This is a genomic window from Pontibacillus chungwhensis BH030062 (assembly GCF_000770675.1).
Lineage (GTDB): Bacteria > Bacillota > Bacilli > Bacillales > BH030062 > Pontibacillus > Pontibacillus chungwhensis.
The window spans coordinates 120544-133830 of record NZ_AVBG01000011.1; the positions used below are offsets into that span (position 1 = coordinate 120544).

12 protein-coding genes are annotated in these 13287 nt (G+C 39.3%); 5 read left to right on the forward strand and 7 right to left on the reverse strand.

Annotated features, from left to right (window positions below):
• Positions 1 to 139: 139 nt before the first annotated feature.
• On the forward strand, positions 140 to 805 hold the full coding sequence (gene rpiA / locus N780_RS14250) for a ribose 5-phosphate isomerase A (RefSeq protein WP_036785413.1): 666 nt from the start codon (positions 140 to 142) through the stop codon (positions 803 to 805).
• Positions 806 to 842: 37 nt separating this feature from the next.
• Here the strand turns inward: rpiA and N780_RS14255 are convergent, their stop codons facing one another.
• Positions 843 to 1904 carry a mechanosensitive ion channel family protein gene (locus tag N780_RS14255; protein WP_036785414.1) on the reverse strand — a complete coding sequence of 354 codons (1062 nt, stop codon included), beginning with the start codon at positions 1902 to 1904 and terminating at the stop codon, positions 843 to 845.
• A gap of 63 nt (positions 1905 to 1967) precedes the next feature.
• Positions 1968 to 2498 carry a hypothetical protein gene (locus N780_RS14260; protein ID WP_036785415.1) on the reverse strand — a complete coding sequence of 177 codons (531 nt, stop codon included), beginning with the start codon at positions 2496 to 2498 and terminating at the stop codon, positions 1968 to 1970.
• Positions 2499 to 2995: 497 nt separating this feature from the next.
• On the opposite strand from N780_RS14260, the gene dctP reads away from it, so the two are divergent.
• From dctP to N780_RS14275, 3 genes are all read left to right on the forward strand, one after another.
• The gene (gene dctP, locus N780_RS14265) at positions 2996 to 4006 is read left to right on the forward strand and encodes a TRAP transporter substrate-binding protein DctP (protein ID WP_036785417.1); all 1011 of its coding nucleotides are present in this window, start codon (positions 2996 to 2998) and stop codon (positions 4004 to 4006) included.
• 82 nt (positions 4007 to 4088) lie between these two features.
• Positions 4089 to 4556 carry a TRAP transporter small permease gene (locus tag N780_RS14270; protein WP_036785419.1) on the forward strand — a complete coding sequence of 156 codons (468 nt, stop codon included), beginning with the start codon at positions 4089 to 4091 and terminating at the stop codon, positions 4554 to 4556.
• Positions 4557 to 4578: 22 nt separating this feature from the next.
• Positions 4579 to 5853, forward strand: coding sequence for a TRAP transporter large permease (locus N780_RS14275; RefSeq protein WP_036785421.1), 1275 nt, complete (start codon positions 4579 to 4581; stop codon positions 5851 to 5853).
• 616 nt (positions 5854 to 6469) lie between these two features.
• Here the strand turns inward: N780_RS14275 and N780_RS14280 are convergent.
• On the reverse strand, positions 6470 to 7384 hold the full coding sequence (locus tag N780_RS14280; protein ID WP_036785423.1) for an FAD-dependent oxidoreductase: 915 nt from the start codon (positions 7382 to 7384) through the stop codon (positions 6470 to 6472).
• Between the two features lie 387 nt (positions 7385 to 7771).
• Here N780_RS14280 and N780_RS14285 point away from each other — a divergent pair, with 387 nt between their 5' ends.
• Positions 7772 to 8851 (forward strand): iron-containing alcohol dehydrogenase family protein, encoded by a 1080-nt coding sequence (locus N780_RS14285; protein ID WP_036785425.1) that lies wholly within the window; start codon positions 7772 to 7774, stop codon positions 8849 to 8851.
• 376 nt (positions 8852 to 9227) lie between these two features.
• Here N780_RS14285 and amyS read toward each other — a convergent pair whose 3' ends face one another.
• The 4 genes from amyS to N780_RS19325 all read right to left on the reverse strand — a co-directional run bounded on the left by amyS (position 9228) and on the right by N780_RS19325 (position 13083).
• Positions 9228 to 10763 (reverse strand): alpha-amylase, encoded by a 1536-nt coding sequence (gene amyS, locus N780_RS14290; protein ID WP_036785430.1) that lies wholly within the window; start codon positions 10761 to 10763, stop codon positions 9228 to 9230.
• 158 nt (positions 10764 to 10921) lie between these two features.
• Positions 10922 to 11740 carry a DUF2785 domain-containing protein gene (locus N780_RS19320; protein WP_052115090.1) on the reverse strand — a complete coding sequence of 273 codons (819 nt, stop codon included), beginning with the start codon at positions 11738 to 11740 and terminating at the stop codon, positions 10922 to 10924.
• An 89-nt stretch (positions 11741 to 11829) separates the two neighbouring features.
• Positions 11830 to 12330, reverse strand: a complete 501-nt coding sequence (locus N780_RS14300; RefSeq protein ID WP_036785434.1) for a P-loop nucleotide/nucleoside kinase family protein — start codon at positions 12328 to 12330, stop codon at positions 11830 to 11832.
• Positions 12331 to 12426: 96 nt separating this feature from the next.
• Complete coding sequence (locus tag N780_RS19325; RefSeq protein ID WP_052115091.1) at positions 12427 to 13083, reverse strand: hypothetical protein; 657 nt, start codon at positions 13081 to 13083, stop codon at positions 12427 to 12429.
• Between the last annotated feature and the right edge of the window lie 204 nt (positions 13084 to 13287).

Here is a 13287-nt window from a genome sequence, read left to right on the forward strand (position 1 = left end):
TTAATCCTAAAAGGGACAAGGTACCTGTCTCTTTAGAAACTATTCAAAAAGGAGTACCATTATACATAGGAGAGCCTCTTTACCAAAGAGTTCCCTTACCTAAAATAGTAGAGCTGTGTATAAGGAGAGGAAAAGATTCATGGATTTGAAACAAAAGATTGCGAAACGAGCATTAGATGAGATACAAGAGGGAATGGTCGTTGGACTCGGCGGTGGTAGCACCATAAAGCAACTCGTCCACTTCTTGAAAGACAGCGGATGTTCCGTTAAAGTCGTCACCCCATCATGGGAAACAAAACAACATTGTAAGGGAGTTGGATTAGACGTGGTGTCTATTGAGGATGTCTCCTCAATCGATATCGCTTTCGATGGGTGCGATCAAGTCGATGAAAATCTTTGCGCGTTGAAAAGCGGGGGTGGCATTCATACTGCAGAGAAAATCGTCGCTCGTTTGGCCGATGAATACGTGCTCCTTGTCGATGAATCCAAGCTCGTGCCGACTTTGACCTACGAACACTCTATCGTCCTCGAAGTGCTGCCTCAAGCAATGGAAGTAGTACTTCGTCAATTAGAAAGATACCCAATCAACTACTCAGAAATTCGTGAAAGTGAAAAGAAAGATGGTGTCGTTGTTACAGAATTCGGCAACCATTTACTGGATGTGTACATAAAACCCCGAACCGATCACGCGATTCTCGAAAACGAGCTTAAAGCTTTAACCGGAGTAGTGGAAGTCTCTTTGTTTACTTCTGTTATAACGAAAGCAATCGTCGGGAGCGAAAGAGGGATATGGGAACTTACATAGGGCGCGGCGGGACAATGTACCTGTCCCTGCCGTCCCTTTACTCAATAGGATTAAAGGTTGACTTAATATGCAAATCTCTTTGAGGAAATGGAATCTCGACATCGTTTTTGTTAAGTTGTTCATAAATTCGAAAGTTCAAATCGCTCTTGATTCGGATGACTTCTTCAGGGTTAGAAATCCATATGAATAGCTCAAAATCCAACGATGAATCACCGAATCCAGTAAAGTTTACAAATGGTTCTGGTGAATTTATAATAATAGGATTGTCTGATCTAGCTTCTCTTGCAACAGACAAAAGGATTTCCTTTACTAGATGAACATCTGTCCCGTAAGCCACCCCGATTGGAACAGTGAGGCGAAGTCTGGGATCTGAAAAGGAACGATTCACAACTTTCTCTTCCAGGAAGTAAGAGTTCGGTATAATAATATGTTCGTTTTCTAAAGTTCTAACGACCGTAGCTCGCATGTTAATTTTCACTACGTCACCGATGACTTCATCAATGATGACACGGTCGCCTACTTTAATCGGGCGTTCAAAAAGTAAGATGAGTCCAGAGATAAAATTTGATGCTATGTTCTGCATGCCAAAACCAATACCAACACCCAGAACACCAGCGAATACCGTTAGGGCGCTTAAATCAATCCCAACAGTTGTTAGGCTGACGAAAACGGCAATAACCATGATTACATAATGAATAATGCGCTCCATTGTAAATTGGAGCCCTTTATCTAACTGATGTCTTTCGTAAAAGAATGGAAGTATGTAGTTGTTCAGAATTCTTGAAAGCCGACTAGCTAAGGTGATAATTAACACTGCAATGAGGATTAAAAATAAGGTGACTTCTACTTCCCCTATCGTAAACAGGTTGTAAAACAACCATTTTGAATCGGAGAAGTAAATGATTAGGAATACGAGAATACCGTTATAAGTCAACCAATTAACAAGAGAGAGAAGTGCTTTTTCAACACCATCTTTATGTCTAAAAACTCGCTTTATAAGAAACGTGAAGCTAAAGCGGACCAATAAAATTACAACTACAAATAACGATACTCGTATAATGTCCCCCCACTGCCACAGGCTTAGTGAGTCTAAAACCATGTTGTAACCTCCTTATGGGATACAAAGTCTGTCTACAAATGATGCTATAAGACGATGGGATGATTAAAATTCCCAAACCAGAGGTTCACCCATCTCAGAAGCTCTACTACCCTCTACAATCTCAATCACTTCAATAGGACAATCAAATAACAACTTCAAAAGAGCAAGCCCCTTTATCTGACTATCCCTAACTCTATCTTTTGTGTCCATCCTCTTACACTCAACGAACCTTACCTCTGAATAATCTGGCTTATAAACTAACAAATCAGGTTCTTCAATTCTCATAAACGGAGAGAAATTAGGATAGAACTCTCTCCCTTTTTCATAACGATCATCGCCAAAATAGCTTCGAAAAATAGTCTCTGCCTTTGGGTATTTTCCAAGCTTATTCCCACCAAATACATTGTAATCGTGATGAATCCATTCGTAACCGAGTGATTCAAAATATCTACCAGCAATAAACTCGCCAAACCCTTTAGAACCAGAGAGCTTCTTGCAATAAGGATCCTGACAGTTCTCCCTATCCCCCATAACCCATTTATCAAGTTCGTCCATACTAAAATAAACGATTCTTGTTGGAATATTTATCTTCATATACAAAACTCCTTACATGGTAAAAAAATCTATGCTTATTTACAATTCTACAAATAGGTCATATCACCTTCCTCGGGCCAGAGGGACAGGTACCTCGTCCCTACTTAACACCAAAAAAGGTAACAGATCTTAAGAATCTGTTACCCTTCTTGCCATTTGATCTTCAAGATGTAACAGATATGGCTTCTCGCTTACTATTTAGCTAGTTTAACTACAGAAAAGGTCATTGATTACACCCTTCTCTTACCTTTTGAAGTTTTCACAGTAGGAAAACGTCAGAGAAAAGCCGTTGTCTCCCCCATTAGTATGGACGGGACAAGGTACCTGTCCCTCCGGTTCACAATAATCAATAAACCTATTAAACTGACATGAAAAAATCAATAAGGAGATTAACAGTGATTATTTTACTAATTTTCAAAATTATTTGTTAATTAATTGACTTGGAAAAATAGACCAGTATATACTGTTTATAATTATGAATATTTAAGGGGGATTTTATGTTTAAGGTTAAGAGTTTAATTTTATTATCTATGTGCATATTCATGGTAGGTGTAATAGCTGGTTGTAACTCAGAAGCTGAAGGAAATGACAAAAATGAAAGCGTTACCATAAAACTAGGACATATAGCACCAGATGAACATTCATACACCAAAGGTATTGAACAATTTGCTGAAGCTGTAGAAGAAGAAACAAATGGACAAGTTAAATTCGAAATTTTTGGCGGGGGCCAGCTGGGTGGAGAACGTGAAGTTATTGAACAAGTCCAATTAGGAACTTTAGATATGACATTGGTGACAGCCGGACCAGTAGGGAATTTTGTAGACAAATTTTCTGTACTGGAAATGCCATTTATATTTAGAGATGTTGATCATGTGTACAAGACTTTAGATGGTGAAATTGGTCAAGAATTAATGGGATTAATTGATGAACAAGGCTTCAAAACGTTAGGAATCTGGGAAAATGGTTTTAGACATATAACTACTAAAGAAACCACAGTAAAATCACCAGAAGATACAAATGGATTGAAGCTACGCACAATTGAAAATGAGATTTATGTAGATACATATAAATCATTGGGTGCAGATGCAACCCCAATTGCTTTTCCAGAAGTTTATACATCCCTTCAACAAGGTGTAGTAGATGGAATGGATGTATCTTATGGAGTGATGCACGCTACCAAAATGTATGAAGTTCAGAATAACTTAAGCGAAGTAGGGATTTACTATGCAGCAGCCCCCTTATTGATGAACGAGGCAAAGTTTAAATCTCTGCCTGATAATGTTCAAAAAGTAATGATTGAAAAAGGGAAAGAGTTTACGGATATTCAAAGAGAAATTAATCAGCAAATGGAAGCAGAGCAGAAGCAAGATCTACAAGATAAAGGTATTCAGATTGTCGAGAAACAAAACGTAGATATTGATGCTTTCAAAGATGCAGTAAAGGAAGTTTATAAAGAGAACGATGATCGTTTTGGGGACTTAATAGAGAGAATCCGATCCGTGGAATAGATTGTTCAATTAAATAAGACAATTAAAACAAAGAAAGTGCGTGCCCTACCGCTTTCTTTGTTTTCATAAGGAGACCAGATACATGTGGAGGTCAATATTAGATCGTATAAATAAGTTAACTGAAGATATAACAGCGTTATTTTTGCTAATAATGGTTTTACTAGTGTTTGTAAAGATTCTAACTAGGGTGCTTTTCCAATCATCATTCCCTTGGACAGAAGAGCTCTCAAGATACTTAATGATATGGATCACATTCTTAGGAGCATCTATTGCCTTTAAATACGCTGCTCATATTGGTTTTGATTTAATCGTAAACAAACTCCCTGGAATGTTAAAGAAGATCTTCCAAGTTATTTCTGCAATCGCATGTCTAACGTTCTTTATCTTGCTGATTGTAAAAGGATATGAATTGTGTGGCAGATCCATGGTTCAAAGCTCACCAGCATTAGATTTACCTATGGCTTATGTGTATGCCATTATCCCGATTAGTGGCATTTTGATGTCTATTAATCTAGTGGATACTACCATTAATAAAATGCGTTACAGCTAATATAGAGAAAGAAGGAATTCTAATGGCAATAGTTCTATTTGCTTTATTGATTTTACTAATTATTATCAATGTACCCATTGCGATTGCGCTAGGCATTGCATCTGTTGGTGTTCTCTACCTCGCAACAGACATTCCACTCATCATTCTTCCACAAAAAATGTTTGCTGCATTAGACTCGTTCCCATTAATGGCAGCTCCATTCTTTATTTTAGCTGGCAAACTTATGGAACATGGTGGGATTTCTGAGAGACTAATCGAATTTGCCAAAAGTCTTGTGGGGCAATTAAAAGGCGGGCTAGCACATGTTTCTATTGTGGCATGTGTATTTTTTGCTGCCATTTCAGGTTCAGCGACAGCGACAACAGCAGCCGTGGGAGGAATTTTAATCCCAGCTATGGTGAAAGCAGGATATGATCGGAGTTTTGCTACTTCAGTTCAGGCGGTAGGTGGCACTACAGGCATTATTATACCTCCAAGTGTCCCATTGGTTCTTTATGGAGTTGCTGCAGGTGAATCAGTTAGTAGTCTGTTTATAGCTGGTGTTATACCGGGCATATTAATCGGTGGTTCTTTAATGGTGGTCGCATACATTATCTCTGTTATAGAAGGTTACGGAGCAAACGCTGAGGGGTTCAATCTGAAAAGAGTTGGAGAAACATTTAAAAATGCATTTCTAGCTTTATTGATGCCAATAATAATACTTGGAGGCATATATGGAGGGATCTTTACACCAACAGAAGCTTCAGTGGTTGCAGTGGTGTATGGGTTGTTCATAGGGATATTCGTTTATAAGCAAATCACTATACAAAAGTTACGTGAGATTCTCGTTTCCTCAGTGGTCATTACATCTACCATACTATTTATTATTGGAACAGCCTCATTATTTGGCATGGTTCTGACCAGGGAAAGAGTACCCCAGAATATAGCTGAAATGTTTATGGCTTCTGATTTATCTCCAATTGTAATTTTGCTCTTAATCAACCTATTTTTATTACTTGTGGGTACGTTTATGGAAACCATAGCAGCCATTATTATTTTGACGCCGATATTATTACCGGTCATGAATGGTATTGGTGTAGACCCCATTCACTTTGGAATTATCATGGTAGCAAATCTGGCAATAGGACTAGTCACACCGCCAGTAGGTATTGCATTATTCGTTGGAGCCCAAATTGGAAACACAAAGTTTGAAGCACTGGTTAAAGCCGTTCTTCCCTTCCTCATCATGATGATTGTTGATGTACTCTTGATTACGTTTATCCCTCAATTAACACTTGTAGATTTTATAACACCATAACTGTTCCTTACCTTTAAAAGAAAAAGTGTGATTTTTGCGATACCCTCCCAGTTGTCGGGCCAGAGGGACAGGTACCTGCCTCTCCGGTTCACGCTACTCTGTACATGGAAAAGGCGATTGCTGTTGACCAGCAATCGCCCCCACCTTCTGAAGAGAAACTTACTTATTAATCCATAAAGGATTCTCTAAATCTTCTGGCAAACCTCCAACTTACCCCCATACTTTAAATCTACTCTGCTTTTTAGGCTATTTGCAAAAATAGTATAGTGGCATTTTTAATCTTATTTTTCTTGTTCTTGCTTTTTCTTTTTCTGTCCCGCATAAGTTCCGCCAAATATTGCAATGAACATGCTTGCAAATAATGCAATCCACCCCCAAGTAGCCATAAGGATCCTCCTCCCAGTGATAAAGAGCATATATATTCTTAATTATTAGTTCAACAAAATTTCCCATTTACCTTCCATATTAATCATTAATAGTTATCGTACTTTTATGCATCAAAAAAGAGGGAGATCAAACATGATCCCCCCCTTAGCCTTAATAATGATTTCTTCATTTTCTCTTCATAAAACTAAAGTATTCATCTGTCATTAAAGATTAGAAAAGGCAAAATGGTTTATCCCCTTTTCCCCCATTCATTAACTGCAAGTTCATGATTTAAGGCAACGGCCAGTTCATATCCTTCACTAGCAGCTTTCAATAGTCCAGAAAAACCGTGTCTTGAATCACCAATCACATATAGTCCTTCTACGAGAGTTTCACACCCTTCCTTTGTGTAATATCCACCCATTTCGGTAAATTCGATATCAAAGTATTCATGAAGGGGGAAGGACTGAGCTTCACTCGTATCTAATATAAATCCTCCAGAACGGTCGTAAACCTCACCAGACGCTCCGATCACCTCTTTCAAATCTCCGTTTACAGATACCAATTCACGCAAAGGCTCTTCTATTAGCTTCACGCTATGAAGCTTCAAGTCTTTTTTCTCATCTTCTGATATCTGAGCGGGTCCGTTAGTAAACACGATCAGATCCTGGCTCCAGTTATAAATCAGTTTCACATAATCCATAAGCCCTGGGTCATTCCCAAAGACGGCTAACGGTTCTTCTCTGCGCTCCCATCCATCACAGTAAGGACAATGAAACACCGTTGTACCGTACACATCATGTATCCCCTTAATATTAGGTAATGAGTCTTTCATACCTGTGGCGACAATTACGCGTTTGGCTGTATAGTGTCTTTCATCACCTTGAATATGAAAGAGACCCTCTTCTTTATAAAGCGAAGTTACCTTGCTTTCTTTATACGTAACACTAGGATAAGCATTGATTTCACTGATACCTATTCCTTTAAATTCCTCTGGCTTTACCCCATCACGAGTAAGGTAACCATGAGAAGCTTTTGTAACGTTATTACGTGCTTTATTCTCATCGAGAACAAGTACATTTCTCTTTGATCTACCCAGGACAAGAGCTGCATTCAATCCTGCCGCTCCTCCTCCAATAATCACTACTTCATACTGCTCGCTCATGGTTAACTCTCCTTTTCAGACATGTAAACTTCTTTTATCCTTCCCATATGAGACTCACATCAGTCACTTGGTTTTACACAGAAAAAAGATATGAAAACATAGCTTCGATCTTTTTAGTATTTGGGTACTCCTTTTCCTTTTCTCAACGTGATATAAACGAAACAGTGTTCTCGCAAGATTACGAGTTTATACTTTCATGAATATAAGTTTATATAGCAATTATTCTTCTGAACAATCGCTTGAAATTTTTAAATATTCTAAATTACAGCTATAAATGTTATAGTATTAGTCAACCGAGTTACCCACTAAACAACCAAAACAAGCGTAAGCATCCTTATGACAGACCTATAAATATAAGCCTTTCTATTTCTAAAAGGAGTGTGCTGAATGGTAAACCCAGATGAAATTGTAAGAAGTGGACCGAATCAATATATTTGTGAAGAAGGTATCTTTAGAGACATTACTACTTTCACACAATCGTTTCGTTCTCCGGTAGTCATTACAGGACATCAATCGTTCGAAGCTTTTAAAAACTATGGGAATGTCCCTTCAGGTGCAAAAGTCTATCAGCATGATGGATATTGTTCAGATGAGGTAATCCGTTCGATCTCTGAGTTTGCGAGTGGGTCCGACCTCATTATTGGAATCGGAGGCGGGGTAATACTAGATACAGCCAAATCTGTCGCGGATCACTTGGGCGTTGAAGTCATTACCGTCCCAACTGTGGCAGGTACATGTGCTGCCGCTACTCCACTAAGTGTGATGTATGATGACACGGGTGCCTTTGTTCGAGTCGATTATCACACTCGCACGATTCACATAGCGTTAGTTGACCCTACATTTCTACTATCTTCCCCGCTGGATTATGTGAAAAGCGGGATCAGTGATTCTCTGGCAAAATGGTATGAAGCAGAACCAATCATCCATAACGACCAAAATGAAGATCTGTCCATTATGGTAAAAGTAGCTCTGGATCATGCTTCCTACATAAAAGAAATCCTATTAAACGAGAGCCGAGCTGCCATCGAAAGCATGGAGACGTCTACGATGAGCCCTTCATTCAAAAATGTAGTAGAAGCTATTATTCCTTTATCCGGAACTGTTGGCGGGTATGGAGGAAAATACGGCCGAACGGCTGGTGCTCACGCTATCCATAATGGGTTGAGTTTTATTGATGAAACTCATACGGTTTTACACGGTCACAAAGTGGCTTATGGAATACTTGTTCAGCTTGTACTTGAGGGGAAATCAGAAGAAGTAAAAAACCTTCTTCCTTTCTATCATGATCTTGGATTTCCTTCGAATTTAGAAGGATTAAACATTGTTGATAGTAAAGACCAAGCCATGAAGACCGTTGCATCTCATGCTGTGAAACCGGATGAGACGTTGCAGCTGATTTCTTCTTTCACTGAGAGTGACGTGGTGGAAGCGATGAAGTATTTGGAGAGTGCATTGGTTAAGAGATAATGAAATAAGACTGGAAGACATGATGTGTATGCATCATGTCTTTTTAGTTTGAAGGCATCACAGACATGGGTTCACAGGCTTTCACCACGTACTTGCTCTGCTCTTATGGTGTTTAATTGATTCGGAGTTGCTACTAAGTATGGAACGGTTATTAAGCTAACAAAAATCAGTGACCTTTTCTGCCTAAATGGCAGGTAAAAAGTCACTGATTGAGCACTTTCCTTCCCTTTTAACCACTTTTATAAATGAAAAGGTCACTGATTAGGGCTTTCTCTTCCCTTTTAAGAACTAATCACTATTAAAAGGTCACTGATAACTGTACGGGAGCTCAAGCCTAGAAACCCGTCCTTTTGATATGAAGTGGGGCAGCACCGAGCTACTGAGTATACACAGAAACAGAACCACCATTTACATAGAAGTTCCCCCAGCCATCCTGATTGATTGTAATAATATCAGAACGATTGCCTGTGATGTCCCTCCATTGTTCTCCGGCATTTTGTTTCCCTACATACATCCACTTGCTCCCCCCTGAGCCGTCCGTAATCAAGGTAGCCAGTCCTGAATTAGAGTGTTCACTGTCTCCTTCTCGAGTCCAACCGATTATATCCTGATGGTTAATATAATCATGCTGAGTACCATATGCATATTCTTTACGCGCTTCAAGAAGTGGATCGATTTTCTTTTTTAGAGAAGGGATTTCATAAGAGGTTGTCCCATTCGTTCCATAATAATCACCATAAAATACAGAAGGATACCCTTGTGATCTTGTAAGAATAAAAGCATAGGCAAGAGGCTTGAACCATGGTTGAACAACTGATTCTAGTGATTGGCCCGGCTGAGAATCATGGTTTTCTACTAATGTAACAGCTTTTGTTGGATTAGTAGAAACTAAGGTTCCATTTAAAATATTCCTCATATCAAAATATCCTCCACTACTTGAAGCCTCATGAAAGTTGTAGTGAAGAGGTGCATCGAATGCGGAATGAGTGTATTCCGTCTTTGATAAGTAATTTTGAATAGCCGTCAAGTCATTTTGCCAATACTCCGCTACAGTGAACATTTCTTCACCAGTATTTGACCGGACACTACTCACCCAATCTCGCAAGAAAGAATGCTTAATGTGCTTAACTGCATCTAAACGAAACCCATCGAGATTTAACTCATTTGCATACCAAGTTCCCCAGGACTTCATTTCATTGACGACATCGGGATGACCATAATCGATATCAGCAAACATCAGGTAATCGTAATTCCCATTCTCTGAAGATACTTCCCAGTCCCAAGCTTTCCCCGTACCTCGAAACTTATAAATTCGACTGAGATTCCTAGATTGATCCCAGTCCGTTCCATCAAAATAATACCATTGCCAATCAAAGCTTGAGTATTGATCATTTCGTCCCGGAAAATTAAATCCTGTCCATGCTTCAATATCATATTCCCCAGAAACCTCATTATTGCGATTACTACCATCTACCTCAACTGCTGTTACCGTTTCCGTATAATCGGCCCCGCCTTTATGGTTCATGACTACGTCCCCATATACATCCACTCCATTTTGATGAAGGGAGTTAATGGCAGTTTGCAACTCTTCTTTCGTTCCATACTTAGTACGGACTGTCCCCTTTTGATCAAATTCTCCGAGGTCATATAAATCATATGCCCCGTACCCAACATCTGATTGAGAAGTACCTTTATACGCTGGAGGAATCCACACAGCCGTAATTCCTACATCACTTAAATGGGATGCATCGTTCTTTAGATCAGTCCAATGTGTACCATCGTTAGGTAAGTACCATTCAAAATACTGCATCATTGTCCCATTTGTAGCAGCGCTGACTTCACTCGAACCCATTGGCGTTGCCATCACTATAAATACCAGTAAAGAAATAAGTGCATTCTTGAAGACTTTCATGTATATCCCCTCCCTATTTAATGCAAACGCTTACATTTAATTTAACATAAACTTCTAGACGTTGGGGAAGTCATTTTAAATCCTTCAAGTAGCTGGGAGCGAGTCTCTTATCACATTGATTGTATGAGCCAGTGAACCCGTCCCCCTGGCCAAAAAACTTAATTCTCTAAGTTTTGATAAACCCTTTTATGCCATTCCTCCAAATACTGTTTAATCGTCCGCTGAAGATCAGGCATGTCCACTCTAAAAAACAAGGCTTTCATGAAATGCAATACGTTCGTTCTAATCCGGAAAGCAGAAATACTGAACGGAGCATCGTTCCATAAAGATTCAAGGCTTAGAAACGTCTCCTTTACCCACTTCGTAACGGTAGAAATAGCCACATCCCTTTTTAATAAAGCCTCAATCACAAACGATAACCGCTCTTCCTCATCATCTGTAAATACGTCTTCTTTCCAGAACGCGCCCCGGATAGCTTGCAAAAAGAGAGTAGCATCGTCTTTTCTAAATTGAGAGTGCTCCACAAGAGCCACAAGAAGGTCAGCTCCGTGCGCAATGCTATGTGCCCAGCCCTTATTCTCAACGTATCCCCTTACATCCTGCTCTTTATCCAGATACTCAACACAAGAATTCAAGACGCGTTCATATTGGCCGCGCTCCCATCCTTGTTCATGTTTAACGATTTCAGCGATCACTAAAGCGGAGAAAGATCGAGTGAACACACCATCCCCCTCATGCTCACCTAGCCGGTAAAAAAGATGAGACCTGCTCATGCATGATTCTAAAATTCTATTCTTCTGATGGTTTTGTAGACGGTCTTTGTGAATCAACTCTCCAAATGCAGGGTAAATACATCCATCTCGAAGCTCAGGATCGACATCACCAATGTGTTCAAGCATCCAGGTAATCCATTCATCCCCTTTTTCAGTTGGCCATTCCTTCATGGTCACCTGTTTAAAGCGTTCTTTTATTTTCATAGTTTCGAATCAAATCCTTTCCCCTAGAGCCAAGATTCCTTAGCAAGCGTCCAACATTGGTAATCTTCTCAACCTAAGTTATTAGGTATTTATGATTCTCTTCCATTAAACTCCACAATAGTTAATCCCTCAGATTGAACTGGTGCTTCAAAGAATTTAGTAACATGATTAAACACCGCTTCCGTGTCAAAAGCTGCTCTTTCGGGTTGTTCGTTACGCCTTTGTGCAATTTGGCGTAAGCATTGCTCGTTCGTTAGATTTAGGTAAATGATCTGATGGTTTGCATCAACCTCTGACGCTATTTCCAAAAACCACTTTCGCAGTTTTTGAGTGTTAGCTGGAAAATCCATCACTACATTTGTACCGACACTTAATATGTTTTGGACATGCTTTTTCACCAACGGCTTAATCTGCGCTGAGTATGTTAGATAATCTTCAAATGATGCAATCTGATCAGGATAAAGAGATGAAAGCCATTCATCTTCAGATAATAGAACCGCATTGTGATCGAAAGCCAGTTGTTGTGATTTGGTTGATTTTCCTGCGCCCATTTTCCCACATATAAAGTATAGCGTACCTGTTTGTACCATATGTTTTACCCCCGTCTTATTTAAGTGGCGATTATAACGAATCGAGGGGACAGGTTCCTTGTCCCACTGTTGAGACGAATCCATTCTACATATGAGTTACAAGGAGTGATTCCCTACCAACTTGGTCCAAACCGGATCAAGTTGGTTGAACCTATCTTTGATAAAATGGACAGCAATCAAACGACTATGACTTTCGCTATGAACGTTTATATTCCATTGCCCGTTCCCAATCTTAATTTGAGTCCTTCCGTCATCTTCAAGGAGTGGAAGGTTCAATAGATCAGCTAGCAACTTTGGATGTTCCTTATCAAAAGGTACTCCCATCTCCATTGTATGTATAATGGTAGTCTCTTCTTCCTCAACAACCTCTCTTCTTCTCTGCAATTCGATTCTAATTTTCCAAGGAGTAGAAATAAAGGTTCTCCGTTCTCCTTCGTCCACCTTCAGGTTCAAATTCTCAGCATTATGGACGATATCTCTATATTCCGCTTCATTCACTAAGATCCCAATATGGTCAAACCTATTCCTCTTGCCATATCCAAACGTGATATTGGTTTGACCTTTTACCATTTCAATAATACGAAATGTAACCTCCCTATCTCGGAAATCGTCCCATTCGAGAGGAGGGTTAAACGATTGCATTTCCCCTTTATCATTTCCCACTCTTAAAGTCGTTACAAAACCCAACTTTTTATAAAAGTTCTCCATCTCTTCCAGTTGATTCATCCACCAGTGATAATGGAATAACTGCACAACTAGGACCACCTTTCCCTTTTATAACTTCATTTGATGCATAAGGCTTTCATGGGCTGTATTTTACTTGTTCTGTAAATTATTTCATAGATCCATATCGGATTAAACCATTTTTTGTAATACAAATAGTATAGGGTAGGATTCTGGTTCAAAGCTGTAAACGCTAGAATAAAATTGACAGTTTTCGCCAAGATATTTCTTACA